We start from the raw sequence: 18399 nt of genomic DNA, 5'->3' as shown, positions 1-18399 counted from the left end.
CGAGCAGGAGCAGGAGCGGCAGGTGGAACCGGACGACGAGTCGGCCCGGCCGGCCGGCAGGGCCCGAGGAGCGGACAGGATGCGGACGAAGGCGCTGGAGGCGCTGCGGCACGCGGTGCGCGGCAGCGTGCTCCTTCCCGGTGACACGGGGTACGACCAGGAGCGCACCGGATTCCAGAGCGGGGACCGGCACGGTCCGGACGTGCTCGTGGCGGCACAGGCGCCGGAGGATGTGCGGGCGGCGGTGGACCACGCACGGCGCCACGGGATGCCGCTGGCCGTGCAGGCGACCGGGCACGGACTGGGCGAGGCGGCCCGCGAGGGCGTGCTGGTCGGTACGCGCCGCATGCGGGGAATCCGGATCGACGCGGCGGCCCGTACCGCCTGGATCGAGGCGGGGGTCCGGGCGGGCGACCTGGTGGCGGAGGCGGCGCGGCACGGTCTGGCGCCCGTCAACGGTTCGGCTCCCGGCGTCGGCGTCGTCGGTTATGCGCTGGGCGGCGGGGTCGGGCTGCTGGGGCGGGAGTTCGGCTACGCGGCGGACCTGGTGCGGCGGCTCGACGTGGTGACCGCCGACGCCCGGCTGCGCCAGGTGACCGCGGAGAGCTGCCCGGAGCTCTTCTGGGGGCTGCGCGGTGGCGGGGGCGGCCTGGGAGCGGTGACCGGGCTGGAGCTGGAACTGGTGCCCGTGGAGCGGATCTTCGGCGGCCGTCTGGTGTTCGACGGCGGGCAGGTCGCCGAGCAGGTGTTGCGGACATGGCAGGAATGGACCCGGTCGGTTCCCGACACGCTCACCTCTGCCGTGACGCTGCTGCCGATGCCGGACCTGCCCGCTGTCCCCGCGGCGCTGCGGGGGCGGTACCTCGCCCAGGTGCACCTGGCCTTCACCGGATCGCGGGAGGAGGGTGAGCGGTTGGTCCGGCCGCTGCGGCAGATCGGGGCGCTCCTGGTGGACGAGGTGCGGGAGATGCCGTACACCGAGTGCGCCACGGTCTTCAGCGAGCCGGAGACACCGCACGCGTACCGCAGCACCAACGTCCTGCTGGACGCGGCGGGACTGGACGACACCGCACGGCGTGCCGTACTGGCCGAGGCGGGCCCGTCGGCCGCGGCGATGTGCGTGCTGAGCGTGCGGCACCTGGGCGGCGCGTTCTCCCGCACACCAGAGGTACCGAACGCGGTGGACCACCGGGACGCGGAGTATCTGGTGTACGTGCTCTCCCCGGTGTCGGAGCCGGCTCAGGACGGCGCGGTGCGGAGTCTGCACGCGCGTGTGCTGGCCCCCGTGACCGGTCGGGCACCGGCCCGGAACGGCAACTTCCTGTACGGCCCGCAGGATCCCGCCACCACCCGGTCGGTGTACGGGGACGAGACGGCCGGGCGGCTGGAGCGGCTGCGGGCCGAGTACGACCCGCACCGGCTGTTCCGCCGCATCGGCGGGTTCGCCGGGCGCGATTGAGCGGCCCGCGGAAGCGGTTGAGCTGCTCAAGCGCGGTCGAGCAGCTCACGGAGGATGCGGAGAGGAGTGGGGAAAGGGGCCGGGGGAAGGGGCGGGGGGAAGGGGCGGGGAGGGTGCCGGATCCTCGCCCCCTCCGCCTCGCGTAACTGTGCGAACGTCGAATCGTTGTACCTCTTGCGCGGAGGCGATGTGCCAACGACGGCGTCGAGAGTGTGTGAAGTGGTGGTAGCCGGTGGGGACGAGGCCCGATGCGGGGCCTCCCGCCGGTCGTGCGGTACGCGGGAAGACATGAGCTGACCTCCGCTCCTGGCTCCTGGATACGGACACCTGACGGCCCCCAGGCGAACGGGGTCCCCCGGACGTGTCCGCAGCAGAGTCCGCATCAGGGCCCAGGAAGGTCTGCCATGTTCACCGAATCCGTCCTGCTGGAATCGCGCAGCGCGCGCTCCGGTATGACCCACCGGATCGACGCGCTCGACGACGTGAAGGCGTTGCCCCGACCCGCCACCGGCGCCCCTGCCACCACCCGGGAGGTGGCCGACTACTTCGACGTCCCCGTGCGGGTTGTGGAGGCACTGGCCGCACAGCACCGCGAGGAGCTGCTCGGCAGCGGGATGGCGCTGCCCGACGGTGCCGGCCCGGGCGGGCGCCCGGCCGGCGCACCGCCACGCTCCCCGGAGCAGGCGCCCGGCGGGGCGCGGCTCCGCGGCAGCTCCCCCGTCTTCAGCCCGCGCGCGATGCTCACGACGGCAATGCTGCTGCGCGGCAGTCCGACCGCCCGGCGGATTCGCCGACGCCTCCTCGCCCTCGATGCGGCCGCCCGTGCGCACCCCCGGGTGGAGACGGTGCGGCAGTCCGTCGAGGAGCTGGGGCGGACGGTGCGCACGCTGGCGGCCGGATACGGGGCGCTCGACCGCGGGGTCGGCAGGCTGGAGGCGACGGGGGCCGAACTCGTCTCCGTGCTGCGGGACCTGGTTCCGGTCGTGGGTGTGCTGTCGAGCCGGGCGGAGCGGGTGGACCACCGGCTGGCGGAGACGGAGCGCCGGACGGAACGCGCCGAGGAGCGGGTGTGTGCGCTGAGCCGGCGGCTCGCCGACCTGACCGAGCGGACGGGTGCGGGGGAGTCCGGCGGTCGCCCGGCCCCGGAGTGACCGGAAGCACGGCGGAAGCACGGCGGGACAGGTGTGCGAGGCCCCCGGCTCGTCGTCAGCGGGCCGGGCGCCGCGCCGGGACTCGGGACGGGACCCGCCCGGGGCTCGGCCGGGACCCGGGAAAGACCAGTTGTAGGATGACTGGGCAACCGGGTCAATACGGTCGGAGGAACCGGTCAGGACTCCACCGCCGGCCGTGCCGGCCCGAGGCGACCAGGGGGACCCGGGTCGGCGAGACGCGCCGGGGCCGCGAGACGAAGGAGCAGAGGATGGCGCTGCGGGCCGCGGGGCGGCAGTCCCTGGTGGACACCGTCGTCGCAGAGCTGCGGGCGCAGCTCGCCGCGGGCGAGTGGCCGGTGGGCGAGCGCATCCCCACCGAGCACACACTGGCCGAGCAGCTCCAGGTGGGACGCAACACCGTCCGCGAAGCGGTGCGGGTACTGGTGCACGCCGGAATGCTGCGTTCCCGGCAGGGCGAGGGCACGTTCGTGGTGGCCACCGCCGACCCCGGCGAGATCGTCCGCGGGGTGCAGCGCGCGGACGTGCGGGACGTGCTGGAACTGCGGATCGCCCTGGAGGCCGAGGGCGCCCGCCTGGCGGCACTGCGCCACACCTCGGCCGACCTGGAGCGGATGCGCGCCGCGCTCGCCGCGCAAGCCGCCTTCCGCGACCCCCTCGGACAGCCCGCGCACGGGCAGTACGAGCTGTACGCGGAGCACGACATCGAGTTCCATGTCGCGGTCGTCGACGCCGCGCACAACGCCGCGCTGAGCGCGACGTACGGCTGGTTCAGCAGCTCCGTCCGGGACGCGCTGGTCGCCTCGCTGCACGACCGGCACATGCCCCGCATCCACGAGACCGACCACCACGACCTCGTGGACGCCATCGAGACCGGCGACCCGGAGGCCGCCGAGCGCGCCGCGAGATCGCTGCTCGCCAAGCCGAAGCAGGCCGTGGACGCGCTGCTCGGCACCGGCACCAGCACCGACCCGAATGCTGCACCCGGCACCGGCACCGGGACGGGCACAGCCGCCGTCCCAGGCACCGGCATCGACCCCGGCGGGGACACCGGCTGAGGCACCGGCTCCCGCGCACCACCTGCTCGTCGAGAAAGGCACCACCCCGCATGTCCCCGTCCCCGTCCCCGCACCCGCCGTCGCCGTCGCCGAAGGAAGGGCTCAGCACCGAGGAGCTGCTGGCCGCCGAGCTGATCGACGCCGAGGAGGATCCGGCACCCGCGCCCGCCGTGGCAGCGGCCCGCCGCAGGCTGCGGTCCCGTCCGCTGCTGCTGTTCGCCGGCATCGTCCTGGCCTCCCTCAACATGCGCGCCGCACTCGCCGGGGTCTCCCCCGTACTGGGGCAGATCAGCGACGACTTCGGCATGACGGCCACGGTCAGCAGCCTGGTGACGACCATTCCGCTGATCTTCATGGGGGTCGTCTCACCACTCGCCCCCGGGCTGGCCCGGCGCTGGGGCACGGAGACGGTGCTGTTCGGCGCGCTGGTGCTGCTGACGGGCGGCATAGTGCTGCGGATCGCGCCGCCGATGGCCACGCTCTTCCTCGGGTGCGCGGTGGTCGGCTCCGGCATCGCGCTGCTGAACGTGCTGATGCCCGGCCTGATCAAGCGGGACTTCCCGGAGCAGGCCGCCGGGATGACGGCCCTCTACTCGACGGCGATGATCCTCGGCGCGACCGCCTCCGCCGCCGCTGCCGTGCCGTTGGAACGCGCCCTGGGCGGCTGGCGCGGTTCGCTCGTCTCCTGGGCGCTGCTGGCCGGTCTCGCGGCCTGTGTCTGGCTGCCCCAAGCCCTCGTCGTCCGGCGCGGGACGCCGCACGGGCGCCCTACCGCTGCCGCACCGCGCACCGCGGCCGGTGCTGCGGGCCCGCGGGAACAGCCCGGTCCCCGGCTGACCCGGTCCGTACTGGCCTGGCAGATCACGCTGTTCATGGGCTCGCAGTCGCTCATCGCCTATGTGACCATCGCCTGGCTGCCGACCCTGTTCACCGACCACGGGATGAGCGAGACGAGCGCGGGCCTGGTCTTCGCGTTCAGCACGCTGGTGCAGATGGCCGGATCGTTCGTGGTGCCCGTGCTGGCCGGGCGGATGCGCCGGCAGCGGCTGCTGTGCACGGCGGTTGCCCTGTCCATGGCAGCCGGGATCGCTGGACTGCTGGTCGCGCCGGTGGCCGGCGCGTGGGTGTGGGCGGCGCTGCTGGGACTGGGCCAGGGCGGTGCGCTCGGGCTGGCCCTCACGCTGATGGTGCTGCGCTCGGCGGACGCGCACACCGCAGCGCGACTGTCCGGCATGGCGCAGACATGGGGCTATCTGCTGGCCGCCGCGGGCCCGTTGCTGCTCGGCGCGGTGCACCAGGCGACGGACGGCTGGACGGTGCCGATCGTGCTGCTGCTGTGCGTCTGCGCGGGGCTGGTGCTGCTGGGCCTGGGTGCCGGCCGGGACCGCAGAATCGGCGACGGCGGAGCGGCAGGCTGAAGGCTCCGGCCCGGCGGGAGTTCTCCCGCCGGGCAGCGGAGCGGTCGGCCGCGGCGGCCTGCCGGCGGGAGGGCAGGCGCTCCCGCCGGCAGGCCGCCGTCCCGCTACTCCTCCCCGGCCAGCGTCAGGGTCCGCAGCTTCTGCCCCGCGAAGAGGGTGCCGCCCCCGGTGACGACTGCGAGGAGCACCACCGCGGTCGGCACCGCCACCGACGAGCTGATGTCCGCACCGCTGCCCGCGACCTTCTCGGCGAGCGCGAGCGCCCACTGCTGCACGCTGAGCGTCTTGGCTCCGGGCACCAGGCTGCCGATGAGCGCCTCCCAGATCAGCGCGTACACCAGGCCGATGACGACGGCATGCCTGCTGACCGTGCCCAGCAGCAGGAACAGCGCGCTGTAGGCGAGGGAGGCGACCGTTGCGGCCACCGCGTAGGCGACGGCGATCTGCTGGCTGTTGCCGTTCAGGACGAAGCCCGCGACGAGGACCGGCACCGCCGCGAAGACCGCGGTCGTCCCGGCGGCGACGAGCAGTTTGGTGACGATGATCGAGGTGCGGCCGACCGGCTTGGAGAGCAGGTAGACGACCGAGCCGTCGTCGATCTCCGGACCGATGGCGCCGGTTCCGGCGATCACGCCGATCAGCGGTACCAGGGTGGCGAGTGCGAAACCGCCCAGCAGTTGGCTGGTGACCGCGTCGTCGGCACCGTTCATGGCGCGTACGGCGGCGGCCACCACGAGCAGCAGCGCCGGCAGCACACACAGGATCAGCGCGCGGCGGCGGCCCAGGAGGGCGCGCCAGGTGAGCCGCGCGACCGTCGGGTTGTACATCGGGTCAGCTCCTTTCCGCCGCTCAGGCCGCGACGAGGTACGAGAAGACGCTCTCCAGGGACTCGTCGGAGGGCGAGACGGTGTGGAGCCGGATGCCGTGCTCCCGTGCGACACGGGGCAGCAGCGTGGTGAAGCGGGTGAAGTCGACGGCCTGGATGCGCAGCGCCTGCTCGGTCCGGTCCAGTTCGATGCCCGCCGTGGAGGCGTCCGCGATGAGCGCGGCGGCCAGCCGCCGGTCGTCACTGGAGCGCACCAGGTAGCGGTGCGGCCGGTCGGTCATCAGGCGGCGGATCTTGCGGAAGTCGCCGCTGGCCGCGTGCCGTCCGGCGACGATGACCTCGATGTGCGAGGCGAGCTGTTCGACCTCCTCCAGGATGTGCGAGGAGAACAACACGGTGCGGCCCTCGTCGCCCATCTTGCGCAGCAGTTCCATCAGATGCATGCGCTGTCGCGGGTCCATCCCGTTGAACGGCTCGTCCAGCAGCAGCACCGTCGGGTGGTGCACCAGCGCGGAGGCCATTTTCACGCGCTGCCGCATGCCCTTTGAGTAGGTGGAGATGCGGCGGTCCCGGGCGTGTTCCATCTCCACCGTCGCCAGCGCCTCGGCGGCAGCGGCGCGCGGGTCGCGCAGGCCGTGCAGTTCGGCGTTGGCCAGGACGAACTCCTCGCCGGTGAGGAAGTCGTACATCCCCTCCCGCTCCGGCACCAGGCCGATGTGGCGGTAGGAGTCCTCGTTGCGCCAGATCGGCGCCGCCGCTGCCGGCTTGCCGTCCGGACCGGGCGAGGGCTCCAGCGTGACGGTCCCGTTCGAGGGCGAGAGGAAGCCGCCCATCATGTGGATGAGGGTGGACTTGCCGGCGCCGTTGGGTCCGAGGAGACCGGTGACACCGGGGGCGATGTCCATGGTGATGTCGTTGACCGCGACGACGTTCCCGAACCAGCGGGAGACGCGGTCGATGTGGATCGTGCTCACAGTCCGGCCTTTCGGTAGCGGCGCAGCAGCAGGGTGCAGAAGCAGACGATCAGTGCAGCGAGGACGACGAGGTAGACGGCGCCCTGGGCGCCGGTGAGGGTCTGCTCGTCGGGGAACCCGGAGCGGCCGCCGAGGAACCGGCTCTGCACACCGTCCAGCAGCGTCCCCGGCGACCCCAGGCCGAGCCAGCCGATGGCGCCGTTGTTGTCCGAGGTCCAGGCGATGCCCTGGAGCGCGGAGACGAGGAAGTACGGGACCGTGATCGCGACGATGATCGCGGCGACGCCGAAGCCGCGGCGCGGGGTGAGGGCGGCGATCCAGGCGGCGATGGCGGCGTGCAGCAGTGCGAACAGCGCGCAGAACACCAGGCCCTGCACCGCTCCCTCGGTCTGGTCGCCGAAGTCGAGCTTCGCCAGCAGGGCACCGATGTACATGATCAGTACGGGAACGGCTGTGAACAGGAAGAGCGCCGCCGACAGTGCCGCATACTTGGCGGCCACGTAGTCGCTGCGTTCCATGGGGCGCGAGAAGTAGAGCGGCGTCGTCTTGAAGCGCAGGTCCATGGAGATGGCCTGCGGCGCGGCGGCCGCCAGGTAGATGCCCAGCAGCGGCTGCATGAGCAGTACGTACTCCGCGTAGCCGACCTGCAGTTCCTTGGCCTTGGTCAGGGCCGCGACCGCCACCAGGATGGCGGCCGGGATGCACACGGCGGCGAACAGCAGCAGTGGCAGCACCTTGGACTTGGCCGAGCGGCCCAGCCCGTACGTACCGCGCAGCGACTGGCTGAACAGCGCGCGCCGGGCGTAGGAGCGGCCCAGCCGGGGTCCCTCGTAGCCGCGGTAGCCGATGTTGTGGATGACGTTCTGGCCGCGTTCGGCGGTGGCCGCCCCACCGCTCGCGGTGGCCTGGGGCGCGGGGGTCTGGTCAGGCGACATCGCCGGTGCTCCTTTCCGTGAAGACCTCGGAGATCTGGTGCCTGCGCCGTTCCATGCGGACCAGGCCCAGGCCGAGTTCGGCGACCGTGTCCCGCACGGTGTCCAGGACCGATTCGTCGGCGTCTCCGCTCTCGCCGCCGATGTCGAGCATGACCACGTGCCCCGCGCCGGGCGCCGGCGCGCCGCCGGATGCGGGCTCGTGCGGGTCCAGGCCGCCCTGCCGGAGCGCGGCACGGAGGACCGCCGTACCGTCGGGGTGCTCGTCGGTGTCGGTGACCTCGACGGCCAGGACGGCGGTGCGCTGGGTGAAGTCGGCGGTCGAGGAGGAGCGCAGCAGCCTGCCGCCGTCGATGACGACTATGTGGTCGCTGGTGCGCTCCAGTTCGCCCAGCAGATGCGAGGTGACCAGCACGGAGATGCCGAAGTCGGTGTGCACCCGGCGGATCAGGCCGAGCATCTCGTCGCGGCCGACCGGGTCGAGTCCGTTGGTCGGCTCGTCCAGGAGGACGAGCCGCGGGTCGTGCACGAGCGCCTGGGCGAGCTTCACCCGCTGCTTCATGCCGGTCGAGTAGCCGCCCATCGGCCGGTAGCGCTCCTCGTAGAGGCCGACGTGGCGCAGGGTGTCGGCGGTGCGCTCCCGGGCCGCGGTGGCGGGCAGTCCCGACATCCGCGCCATGTGGACGACGAACTCGGTGGCGGACACATCCGGGGGCAGGCAGTCGTGCTCGGGCATGTACCCCACGCGCTCCCGGATCGCACCGCCCTGGGTGGCCACGTCCATGCCGAGTACGGACGCGGTGCCCTCGGTGGCGGGTGAGAGCCCGAGCAGGATCTTGATGAGGGTCGACTTCCCGGCTCCGTTGGCGCCCACCAGACCGGTGACGCCCGGCTCTATGCCGACGGTCAGCCGGTCCAGGGCGGTCACCCGGGGGAACCGCTTGCTGAGGCTTTCGATCGCGATCACAGTCACGCTCCGACGCTATGAGCCGCTCGCCGCGTCCGCGTCAGACGCTGCGCCGGTTTCGGCGCGGAGCACGTACCCCTCAGGTGCTCCGGCGCCTCACTCTCAGGTCGGAGTGACCCGTAGGGGAGCGCCATGACCGGCCCCGGAGTACCTGGCGGCGACCGCGTCCCGGAGTTTCCACAGGCTGGGAGGACCTCTTGACCCCGCCACGGGCCGATGTCACATTCATCGGTGTCAAATTGCTCACGAACCGGTGTGCGCCCGTGGCTCCGTCGCGGTCCGCACCGGCCCCCGGCTTCGGGACCGGGACCGGGACCGGGACCGACAAACCGACACGAGGAACGCCCACGGACGGAAGGCTGGCGATGCGCGCGGCGACGAGCAGTTATTCCTCCGCTGACCTGCGGGGTTTCAGGGAGGTCCAGCAACTGGCCTACGCCTGCGCGGAGTCGGTGGCCGCCCGGCTGAAGCCGGGAGTGACCGAGCGGGAGGCAGCCCGTATGCAGCGCGATTGGCTGCGCGAGCGCGGGGTGGCGGACTGGTTCCATCTGCCCTTCGCCTGGTTCGGGGACCGCACGGCGTTCACCGGCTTCAAGGTCCCGCTCCAGTTCTTCCCCACGAACCGCAAGCTGGCACCGGGTATGCCGTTCATCCTGGACATGGCACCGATCCGGGGCGGCTTCACCTCCGACATCGGCTACTCCGGCTGCCTGGGCCCCAACCCGCTGCACGAGCGCCTGCTGGCGGACCTGCTGGAGCACCGCGAACTGATCCTGGCCGCCGTGCGGGAGCGGCGTCCGCTGCGTGCGGTGTACGAGGACGTGGGGCGGCTTATGGTCGCGCAGGGGTATGCGAACCGGCACCGCGCCTATCCGTTCGGCGTGATCGCGCACAAGATCGACCGCGTCCCGGAGCGCCGCCGGTCGCCCACGGTGCTCGGATTCGGCACCAACGCGCTGCGCGGACTGGCGCGGGACGCCCTGCACGGGCACCGGGACGGCTGGTCACCGCTGTGGAGCCCGTACCGCTTCTCGGACCACCCGCCGCAGCCCGGACTGTGGGCGGTGGAGCCGCACCTGGGGTTCCGCGGCACAGGCGCGAAGTTCGAGGAGATCCTGGTCGTCACCGACTCCCGGGATCCCGTCGAGAGCGCATTCTGGCTGGATGACGATCTGCCGCACGTGCGGCGCCGGCAGGAGGAGGTACAGGCGGTATGAACGCGAAGACGGACGGCGGCACGGAGGCCGGCGGACTGCCGGCGGGCGCACGGGAGCGCCGGATCGCCACCGGGGGGATCGACCTGTGCGTCGCGGAACTCGGCGACACCGCACGGCCGACGGTGGTGCTGCTGCACGGCTACCCGGACAGCAAGGAGGTCTGGTCCGCGGTGGCGCACCGGCTCCAGGACCGCTTCCACGTGGTCCTCTACGACGTGCGCGGCTGCGGCAGGTCCACCGCGCCCAAGCCGCTGCGCGGCGGGTTCACCCTGGAGAAGCTCACCGACGACTTCCTCGCGGTGATCGACGCGGTCAGTCCGGGCGAGCCCGTGCACCTGGTGGGCCACGACTGGGGATCGGTGCAGGGCTGGGAGTTCGTGACGGTGCGCCGTACCGAAGGGCGGATCGCCTCCTTCACCTCGATCTCCGGCCCGTCCCTGGACCACTTCGGGCACTGGATCAAGAAGCGGGCGACCCGGCCGACGCCGCGCCGCGCCGCCCAGCTCCTCGGCCAGGGCGCCAAGTCCTGGTACGTGTACGCGCTGCACACCCCGATGCTGCCGGAGCTGGCGTGGCGGGGGCCGCTCGGCAAGCGCTGGCCCCGTCTCCTGGAGCTGTCCGAGAAGGTGCCGCGCGGCGGCTATCCGACCGACTCGCTGCCCGACGACGCGGCGCACGGCGCCTGGCTCTACCGGGACAACGTCCGCGCCCGGCTGCGCCGCCCGCGCACCGACTGCTACGCACACGCACCGGTGCAGCTCGTCACACCGACCGGGGACGCCTTCCTGAGCGAACACCTGTACGACGATCTGGAGCAGTGGGCGCCGCGGCTGACTCGGCGCACGCTTCCGGCCAAGCACTGGGTGCCCCGTACCCGGCCCGACCGGCTGGCGGACTGGATCAGCGAGTTCATCGACGGCAGCGATCCGGTGCTGCCGGCCCCGGCGTCCTCGGCGACCGGCTCGTACGCGGACCGGTTCGCCGGTCAACTGGTGCTGGTGACAGGAGCCGGCAGCGGCATCGGCAGAGCCACCGCGTTCTCCTTCGCGGAGGCCGGAGCGCGGGTGATCGCCGTCGACCGGGACGCGGAGAGCGCCGCCCGCACCGCCGACATGGCCCGCCTGGTGGGTGCCCCGCAGGCATGGGCGGAGACGGTCGACGTCGCGGACGAGCAGGCGATGGAGAAGCTGGCCGAGAAAGTGGCCGCCGAATACGGCACGGTCGACGTGCTGGTCAACAACGCGGGCATCGGTATGGCGGGCCCCTTCCTGGACACCTCCACCGAGGACTGGAAGCGGACGCTGGACGTCAACCTCTGGGGGGTCATCCACGGCTGCCGCCTCTTCGGACGGCAGATGGCCGAACGGGGCCAGGGCGGGCACATCGTCAACACCGCCTCCGCCGCCGCCTATCAGCCCTCCCGCGCGCTGCCCGCGTACAGCACCTCCAAGGCCGCCGTGCTGATGCTCAGCGAGTGCCTGCGTGCCGAGCTGGCGAGCAAGGACATCGGGGTGACGGCGATCTGCCCCGGCTTCGTGAACACCGGCATCACCGCGACCGCACGCTTCGCCGGAGTGGACGAGGCGGAGCAGCAGCGCCGCAGGCGCCGCACCTCCCGGCTCTACGGGATACGGAACTACCCGCCGGAGAAGGTGGCGGACGCCGTCCTGCGCGCGGTCGTACGCAATCAGGCCGTCGTCCCGGTGACGCCCGAAGCCCGCGGCGCCCGGCTGCTGTCCCGCTTCACCCCGCGGGCACTGCGCGGGATAGCCCGCATCCAACCGCCCGCGTAGACCGAGGTGACAGCCGGCGGGCCGCGAGGCCCGTCCCGCTGTGCCGACCGTCAGAGGAGTTCACGACCATGCCTCCGTCCCCCCACCCGGCGGGGCCGACATCGGCTTCGACGTCCGAGTCCGAGTACCGCATCGAGGACCTCGCGCAGCGCAGCGGCGCGACAGTGCGCACCATCCGCGCGTACCAGGACAAGGGCCTGCTGCCCAAGCCCGGACGGCGCGGCCGGGCCAACGTCTACGACGACTCGCATCTGGCACGGCTCCAGCAGATCGCCGACCTGCTGGAGCGCGGCTACACGCTGGCCTCGATAAGGGAGCTGCTCCAGGCGTGGGACGAGGGTCGCGGACTGGCCGGGGTGCTGGGGCTGGTGACGGAGGTGGACGGGCCGTGGACGGACGAGGTGTCGGGCCGCATCTCGCGCGCTGATCTCGGCGAGCTGTTCGGCGGGAAGTACGACGAGGAGGCGGTCTCCGAGGCGCTGGCCCTGGGGGTGCTGGAACCGCTTCCGGACCGCGAGGACGAGTTCCGGGTGCCGAGCCCGCAGGAACTCTCGGTGGCGGCCGAGCTGCACAAGGCGGGCGTGCCGCTGCTGGCCATCACCGAGCAGCTACGGGAACTGCGCGGCCAGGTGGAGCACATCGCGGCCCGCTTCCTGGACTTCACCAACGAGCATGTGTTCGTCCGCTATCTGGGCGTCCATCTCTCCGACGGGGACGCCTCCGAGGCGGCGGACCTGGTGCGCCGCCTCCGTCCGCTGGCGCAGCAGACCGTGGAGGCCGAACTGGCCCGGGCGATGCAGAAGTTCGCCGCCCGCAATCTGCGCGACCATCTCCGCTCGGCGGCCGCGGCCCCGACCGGCCCCGAACCGGCCGACCCGACCGACCCGGCCCGCACCGCACAGATACGGCTGCCGACCGAAACCGTCGAGGCGGTAGGCGCCCTCGTCGGCGAGGAACGGGTGCCGGACTTCATCGCGGCGGCGGCGGAGCGGGAGGTGCGGGCCCGGCAGATGGACCGGATGAGCACGGAAGGGAGATGAACTGCGGGCGGGACGGATGACCGGCATGCTCGCCCGGCGCACTCACCCGGCGGGCGCACCGGGCGGGCGCACCGGGCGTGCTTGACCGGCGCCGCTCACCCGGCGGGCACACCGGGGAAGCACGCCTGACGAGCTCGGCCGGGACGGCATCGTCGCCAGGCTTGGCCGGCACGGCCCCCGGCTCGCCCGGGACGGCCGGGACGGCACGGGGCGCCCCGGGTCACCCGGCGCGGCCGAGCTGGGCGGGTGCTTCGGTGGCGATCCGCTCGAAGATCTTCTCGTCGGCCTCGAAGCGGGTGCCCGGGAGGGGCCAGTGGAGGACGAGTTCGTCGAAACCGAGGGCGGCATGGCGGCCGGCGAAGTCCACGAAGGCGTCGAGGGACTCCAGCGGGCGGTCGGGGGTGAAGCCGGTGAGCAGCGTACGGCCCAGGGTGTCCGGCGCCCGGCCGGTGTCGGCGCACGCTTTCTCCAGGGCATCGGCCTGCCGGGCGAGAGCGACCCGGGAGTCGGCGGGCGTACCGGACTCGTTGGCGGCCGGGTCACCCGTGGTCACCCACGCCTGGCCGTGGCGGGCGGCCAGCCGCAACCCGCGCGGACCGGTCGCGGCGACGGTGAACGGCAGCCGGGGCCGCTGCACGCAGCCGGGGAGTCCGCGTGCCTCGTGGGCGGCGTAGTAGGTGCCCTCGGCCGTCACCTCGTCCTCGGTGAGCAGCCGGTCGAGCAGCGGAACGAATTCGGCGAAGCGGTCCGCCCGCTCCCGGCGCGTCCACGCTTCCCCGCCCAGGGCGGTGGCGTCGAAGCCGGAGCCTCCGGCGCCGATACCCAGGGTGATGCGGCCGTCGCTGAGATCGTCGAGGGTGATCAGTTCCTTGGCCAGCGGGACCGGGTGCCGGAAGTTCGGCGAGGTGACCATCGTGCCGAGACGCAGCCGGGAGGTGGCGGCGGCAGCGGCGGAGAGGGTGGGGACGGCACCGAACCAGGGGCCGTCGCGGAACGGGACCCGCCACGAGAGGTGGTCGTAGGTGTACGCGGCGTGGAAGCCCAGTTCCTCGGCCCGCCGCCATCTCTCCCGTCCGCCCTCGGACCAGCGGCGGACGGGGAGGATCACGGTGCTCAGACGCATACCCCCGAGCTTAAGCGCACCTTCCCGCGCACCCCGCTTCGCGGCCCGGCCCGGGAACAGGCATCCTCGGTGGTATGGACCACACTCGCCCTCCGCACCGTGTGCCGGAGCTCCACAGCACCGAGTCGGCCGTCTCCGTGCTGTGCGCACTGGCGGAGCGCAGGGGACTCCCGGTATCGGTGGAGCACGCCATCGGTGCCGACGAGTCGTCCCGGCGCACGGCGGCCGGAGCATTCGCGGTCACCGACGAGGACGGCTCCCTCCCGCACGAGGCGCTGCTGGAGCTCCCCGCGACCGGCGGCACGGAGGACGGGGGCGGTACGGCCCCGCTCACCCCGAAGATCTCGATTCAGCTCTTCGAGGAGGGCGACGCGCACATCACGCTCGACGGGGTGACCTTCCACGATCTGCCGCGCGAGGCGACCCCGGCGTTCCTGGAGGCAGTCTTCGACCGGCGCGCTCATCTGAAGCGGACCTGGTACCCGCCGTTCTGCCGACTGGTGGTGTCCCTGGACGACGAACTCTCCTACAAGGAGGTCGTTCCGATGGCGTACGGCGGCCTGTCCCGCTGGCTGAACTCCCTTCCGGGATGACCGACATGACCGGATGACCTGCATGACCGGGACGACCGGCATGACCGGGACGGCCGGGGTGACCGGAACGACCGGGACGGCCGGGACGGCCGGGATGACCGGGACGACCGGGACGACCGGGACGACCGGGGTGCCGGACAGCCGAAACGGCCGGAACACCCAGGAGGCAGGACGGTCGGGCAGGGCCTGCCGCGCCGCCGGTCAGTCCAGTCCGCAGACCCGTGCCGCGTTGTCGTGGCACACGGCCCGCAGCCATGCGGAGCCGAGGCCGGTGCGCTCCTCCAGCGACTCCAGCGCGTCGGCGTACGGATACGGGATGTTGGGGAAGTCGGTGCCCAGCAGCACGCGCTCGCCGAGATCGGCCAGCCGGGGCAGCGCGTCGCGGGGAAAGGGGGCGGCCTCCTCGGCGAAACCGGTGAAAGCCATCGTCGTGTCCAGCATGACCTCCCGGTGGCGTGCGGCCAGTGCGAGGAAGTCGGTGTACTCGGGCATGCCCAGATGCGCGACGACCAGGCGCAGCTTCGGATGCCGCTCCAGTACGGCACCGATCGGGCCGGGTCCGGTGAAGGCGCCGGGTACCGGCCCGGATCCGCAGTGCGTGACCACGGGGACCCGGGCGTCGGCGAGCAGACCCCACACCTCCTCCAGCGCGGGGTCGCGCGGATCGAACCCGCCCACCTGGAGATGGCATTTGAAGACGCGGGCGCCTTGGCCGAGTGCGCGGCGCACGTCGTCGGCGGCGCCGGGTTCGGCGTAGAAGGTGGCGGTGTGCAGGCAGTCGGGCGTGCGGGCCGCGAAGTCGGCAGCCCAGTCGTTCAGGGAGCGGGCCATACCCGGCTTGTGCGGATAGAGCATCGAGGTGAACGCGCGGACGCCGAAGCCGCGCAGCACGTCCAGTCGCCGCTGCTCGTCGGTGCGGTAGGTGATCGGCCAGGAGCGGCCGACCAGCGGCCCGGCCGCGTCGAAGTAGGCCCACACCTTGGCCAGCAGTCGCTCCGGCATGAAGTGCGTGTGGATGTCGATCAGCGCGCGAGCACCGATGCGGGTGCGGAACGCGGCCACGCGCTCCTGCTCCGCCGCGGCCCGCTCCTCCGCGGCTCGGTCCTCTTCCACGTCTGCGGCTGCGCGTTCCTCTCCTACCGCTTCTGCGGCGGCGCGCTCCTCCGCGGCTCGGGCTGCCGGTATCCCGGTCCCCGGCGCCCCGTTGTCCTGCGCCTGCTCGTACCTGCTCATATCCGACTCCTGTGACTCTCGGGTGGGCGACGAAGGCGGGCCGCCGCGCTCGTCCGACCGCCCTTTCCGAGCCGGTTCGTCCCGGATCCGCCCCCGCGGCAGCCCTCCGCATCCAGGCGCTCCGGGCGGTCCTGGCGCAGGATGTGCGCGGTCCTGGCGCAGGCATGACGCGCCCGAGCGAGAGACCGCGCGGGGCTACAGCACCTCGTTCGCGACATCGGCCGGGCGTGCCAGCCGGGTGCCCTTGTCCGTCACCACGAAAGGCCGCTGGATCAGTGCGGGGTGTGTGGTCATGGCCTTGATCAACTCGGCGTCGGTCACCTCCGGCCGGCCGAGGCCGAGTTCCTGGTAGGCAGCCTCCTTCGTGCGGACGGCGTCCGCGGTCCGGATCCCCGCGTCAGAGATGAGTCCGCGCAGGGTGTCCGCGTCCGGCGGGGTCTTCAGATACTCCACGATCTCGATGTCGTAGCCCGCGTCCTCCAGCAGCGCCAGGACCTTCCGGGAGGTCCCGCAGCGGGTGTTGTGGTAGAGCGTCGCCGTCTTCGCCATGGCGTCATGCTATGCGGGGCACCTCGGCCGAGCTCCGCTTCGCGCCGTGTCAGTCCAGCACGCCGTCGGTCCAGCATGCCGTCGGTCCAGCACGCCGTCAGTCCAGTGCCGCGAGCAGTTCGCGTTCCCGCTCCGCACCGAGACCGGCCCGCCGCGACCTGTCCAGGCCCTGCTCGCGCTCCCAGCGCAGGGTGTCGGCCAGCATCTCCTCGCGGGGTCGGTGGTGGAGTCCGGCGGCGCGCGCGGCGGCGCCGCTGCGGGCCGAGAACCCTCCCCAACCGGGCTTCACCAGCCACATCGGCAGCGACTCGGGGCCCATGTACTGGGCGACGCCGTGGGCGAGCAGCCACTCCGACCCCGCGGCACGCACGGGTCCGGTGTGGCCTCCCACGTCCCGGGACAGCGCGATCCAGTCGGCGAAGGGAACGACCGGTCCCACCGCGTCGTAGGTACCCGTGGTCCCCTTCCCGGCGGCGTGGAGCAGCCAGGCGGCCAGGTCCCGGACGTCGACCGTCTGGGTCGGCAGGGCCGGGGTGTCGGGCACCAGCATCGGCCCGTACGGGTCGCGGGCCGCACGGGCCACCCAGTAGCCGGACCGGCCGCTCGCATCGCCCGGTCCGCCTATGAGGCCGCAGCGGGCGGTCAGGAGCCGGTCGCCGACTGCCGTGGCCGACGCCTCCTCGCAGGCGACCTTGGCCTCGCCGTACGACGAGCGGTCGACCTCGCCCTGATCGGTGGGGGCGAGGGTGGGCGCGGACTCGTCGGCTCCGAGAGCGGCGTGGGAGGCGTAGGCGTTGCCGGAGGAGACGTAGGTCCAGTGCCCGGCCCGGTCCCCCAGCGCGTCGAGCGCACCGCGGACGAAGTCCGGCTGCCACGACACCTCGAAGACCGCGTCCCACGTCCGCCCGGCCAGCGGCGCGTACGCCGCGGGGTCGCGCCGGTCCGCGGCGACCAGCTTCGCGCCGTCCGCGACGGGCCCGCTCTCCCCGCGCGCGAGGCACGTCACCGTGTCCCCGCGCTCGACCGCCTGCCGCGCCAGTTCGCGACCCACCCACGCCGTTCCGCCCAGAACGAGAGTCTCCATCCCGCCAGACAACCAGCGAACGTGCGGCCTGCCCAGTCCACTTCGCCGACAGCGGACCGATCCGCCGGCACCGGACCCGACCGCCCGACCGCCCGACCGCCCGACCGCCCGACCGCCCGACCGCCCGACCGCCCGACCGCCCGACCGCCCGACCGCCCCGCGAACGCCGCGTGCGCGCCCCCGGTTACGGGGACGCGCACGTGTGGGCGCCGGCAGTGCCGCGAGTACCGGATACTCGCCGGCCGTTCGGCTACTTCGTGACGGCCCACTCCAGCGGGGCCTTGGAGAAGCCCTGGCTCAGCTCGACCGCGGCGGCCTTCTGGCCCTCCGGGATGAGGAAGGCGGAGCAGATCTTCTCCGAGTCGCCCGCATTCATCTTCTTGTTGCTCTCGACGGCGGGGCAGTTGGGCCACTTGGCCTGACCGAGGATGACGATGAGGGCCCGGGTGCGCTTGTTCTTGTCCGTCTTGACGATCAGGTCGTCGTCCATGTCGCCGAGTTCCATGGTCTTGCCGCCCTTGTGCTCCAGGGTCGACCAGACGTAGACGGGGATCTGCGGACCGTCCTCCTCGTCCTTCTTGAGGCCGGAGTTGTCCATGTCGGCCTTCGTGCCGGTCTGCACCTTGGTCGGCGTCACCGTGTACCTGGCGTCCTTGGAGTTGGTCATGTCGCTCTTCTGGACCGGGCTGGCCTGGCCCAGGCGGAAGGTCGTCTTCTCCTTCGAGGAGCGGGAGTGTGAGGAGTGCGACCCCGCGTGGCTCTTCTTCTTCGACTTCTTCGAGCTCGAGTGGCTGTTGCACCCGGTCACCGCGACGGTCAGTACCAACGCTCCCGCCACCGCCGGAACAGCACGAGTCCACGTACGCATGTCGTCCTCACTTCCCCGTTGATCCCCGTATCCGGCCGGGGCGGCTTCGCCCGCACGGCCGGACCATGTTCTGAGCGCATGATCCTGCCAGAGCTG

18 protein-coding genes are annotated in these 18399 nt (G+C 72.6%); 9 read left to right on the top strand and 9 right to left on the bottom strand.

Annotation, left to right across the window (positions count from 1 at the left end; all coding sequences use genetic code 11):
* The first annotated feature begins 79 nt into the window (after positions 1 to 79).
* From BMX65_RS06370 to BMX65_RS06355, 4 genes are all read left to right on the top strand, one after another.
* A complete protein-coding gene (locus BMX65_RS06370) occupies positions 80 to 1459 on the top strand; it encodes an FAD-binding oxidoreductase (protein ID WP_074999293.1) in 1380 nt (459 codons plus the stop codon).
* A gap of 404 nt (positions 1460 to 1863) precedes the next feature.
* Positions 1864 to 2610, top strand: coding sequence for a hypothetical protein (locus BMX65_RS06365; RefSeq protein WP_074999129.1), 747 nt, complete (start codon positions 1864 to 1866; stop codon positions 2608 to 2610).
* Positions 2611 to 2879: 269 nt separating this feature from the next.
* Positions 2880 to 3686, top strand: coding sequence for a FadR/GntR family transcriptional regulator (locus BMX65_RS06360; protein ID WP_074999128.1), 807 nt, complete (start codon positions 2880 to 2882; stop codon positions 3684 to 3686).
* Positions 3687 to 3736: 50 nt separating this feature from the next.
* Positions 3737 to 5104 (top strand): CynX/NimT family MFS transporter, encoded by a 1368-nt coding sequence (locus BMX65_RS06355; protein WP_244905662.1) that lies wholly within the window; start codon positions 3737 to 3739, stop codon positions 5102 to 5104.
* 104 nt (positions 5105 to 5208) lie between these two features.
* Here BMX65_RS06355 and BMX65_RS06350 read toward each other — a convergent pair whose 3' ends face one another.
* From BMX65_RS06350 to BMX65_RS06335, 4 genes are read right to left on the bottom strand one after another with little or no spacing between them, the layout of a single operon-like run.
* The gene (locus BMX65_RS06350; protein ID WP_074999127.1) at positions 5209 to 5931 is read right to left on the bottom strand and encodes an ABC transporter permease subunit; all 723 of its coding nucleotides are present in this window, start codon (positions 5929 to 5931) and stop codon (positions 5209 to 5211) included.
* Between the two features lie 22 nt (positions 5932 to 5953).
* Positions 5954 to 6904: an ABC transporter ATP-binding protein gene (locus tag BMX65_RS06345; RefSeq protein WP_074999126.1), complete on the bottom strand. Its 951-nt coding sequence runs from the start codon at positions 6902 to 6904 to the stop codon at positions 5954 to 5956.
* A complete protein-coding gene (locus BMX65_RS06340; protein ID WP_079171716.1) occupies positions 6901 to 7839 on the bottom strand; it encodes an ABC transporter permease subunit in 939 nt (312 codons plus the stop codon). Before BMX65_RS06340 ends, BMX65_RS06345 begins: the two co-directional genes overlap by 4 nt.
* Positions 7829 to 8809: an ABC transporter ATP-binding protein gene (locus BMX65_RS06335; protein ID WP_074999125.1), complete on the bottom strand. Its 981-nt coding sequence runs from the start codon at positions 8807 to 8809 to the stop codon at positions 7829 to 7831. The genes BMX65_RS06340 and BMX65_RS06335 overlap by 11 nt, the downstream gene beginning before the upstream one ends.
* Positions 8810 to 9168: 359 nt before the next feature.
* Here BMX65_RS06335 and BMX65_RS06330 point away from each other — a divergent pair, with 359 nt between their 5' ends.
* The 3 genes from BMX65_RS06330 to BMX65_RS06320 all read left to right on the top strand — a co-directional run bounded on the left by BMX65_RS06330 (position 9169) and on the right by BMX65_RS06320 (position 12853).
* On the top strand, positions 9169 to 10020 hold the full coding sequence (locus tag BMX65_RS06330) for a M24 family metallopeptidase (RefSeq protein WP_074999124.1): 852 nt from the start codon (positions 9169 to 9171) through the stop codon (positions 10018 to 10020).
* A complete protein-coding gene (locus BMX65_RS06325) occupies positions 10017 to 11813 on the top strand; it encodes an SDR family oxidoreductase (protein ID WP_074999123.1) in 1797 nt (598 codons plus the stop codon). Before BMX65_RS06330 ends, BMX65_RS06325 begins: the two co-directional genes overlap by 4 nt.
* A 68-nt stretch (positions 11814 to 11881) precedes the next feature.
* The gene (locus BMX65_RS06320) at positions 11882 to 12853 is read left to right on the top strand and encodes a MerR family transcriptional regulator (RefSeq protein ID WP_074999122.1); all 972 of its coding nucleotides are present in this window, start codon (positions 11882 to 11884) and stop codon (positions 12851 to 12853) included.
* A 220-nt stretch (positions 12854 to 13073) separates the two neighbouring features.
* Here the strand turns inward: BMX65_RS06320 and BMX65_RS06315 are convergent, their stop codons facing one another.
* Positions 13074 to 13976, bottom strand: coding sequence for an LLM class flavin-dependent oxidoreductase (locus BMX65_RS06315; protein ID WP_074999121.1), 903 nt, complete (start codon positions 13974 to 13976; stop codon positions 13074 to 13076).
* A 74-nt stretch (positions 13977 to 14050) separates the two neighbouring features.
* Here BMX65_RS06315 and BMX65_RS32425 point away from each other — a divergent pair, with 74 nt between their 5' ends.
* Positions 14051 to 14569, top strand: coding sequence for a hypothetical protein (locus BMX65_RS32425; RefSeq protein WP_177214201.1), 519 nt, complete (start codon positions 14051 to 14053; stop codon positions 14567 to 14569).
* Positions 14570 to 14770: 201 nt separating this feature from the next.
* On the opposite strand, the gene BMX65_RS06300 is transcribed toward BMX65_RS32425, so the two are convergent.
* The 4 genes from BMX65_RS06300 to BMX65_RS06285 form a co-directional block, all read right to left on the bottom strand.
* Positions 14771 to 15802: an amidohydrolase family protein gene (locus BMX65_RS06300; protein WP_275435176.1), complete on the bottom strand. Its 1032-nt coding sequence runs from the start codon at positions 15800 to 15802 to the stop codon at positions 14771 to 14773.
* 195 nt (positions 15803 to 15997) lie between these two features.
* The gene (arsC, locus tag BMX65_RS06295; RefSeq protein WP_074999120.1) at positions 15998 to 16351 is read right to left on the bottom strand and encodes an arsenate reductase (glutaredoxin); all 354 of its coding nucleotides are present in this window, start codon (positions 16349 to 16351) and stop codon (positions 15998 to 16000) included.
* A 97-nt stretch (positions 16352 to 16448) separates the two neighbouring features.
* Positions 16449 to 17435: a Rossmann-fold NAD(P)-binding domain-containing protein gene (locus tag BMX65_RS06290; protein WP_074999119.1), complete on the bottom strand. Its 987-nt coding sequence runs from the start codon at positions 17433 to 17435 to the stop codon at positions 16449 to 16451.
* A 250-nt stretch (positions 17436 to 17685) separates the two neighbouring features.
* Positions 17686 to 18102 (bottom strand): hypothetical protein, encoded by a 417-nt coding sequence (locus tag BMX65_RS06285; protein WP_239502044.1) that lies wholly within the window; start codon positions 18100 to 18102, stop codon positions 17686 to 17688.
* Between BMX65_RS06285 and BMX65_RS33325 the strand changes: the two genes are divergently transcribed.
* Positions 18101 to 18325: a hypothetical protein gene (locus BMX65_RS33325; protein WP_239502043.1), complete on the top strand. Its 225-nt coding sequence runs from the start codon at positions 18101 to 18103 to the stop codon at positions 18323 to 18325. The two genes, BMX65_RS06285 and BMX65_RS33325, sit on opposite strands and share 2 nt — an antisense overlap.
* The last annotated feature ends 74 nt before the right edge of the window (positions 18326 to 18399 follow it).

The organism is Streptomyces qinglanensis (assembly GCF_900111245.1).
GTDB lineage: Bacteria > Actinomycetota > Actinomycetes > Streptomycetales > Streptomycetaceae > Streptomyces > Streptomyces qinglanensis.
This window is presented reverse-complemented; position numbering and strand designations above follow the sequence as displayed.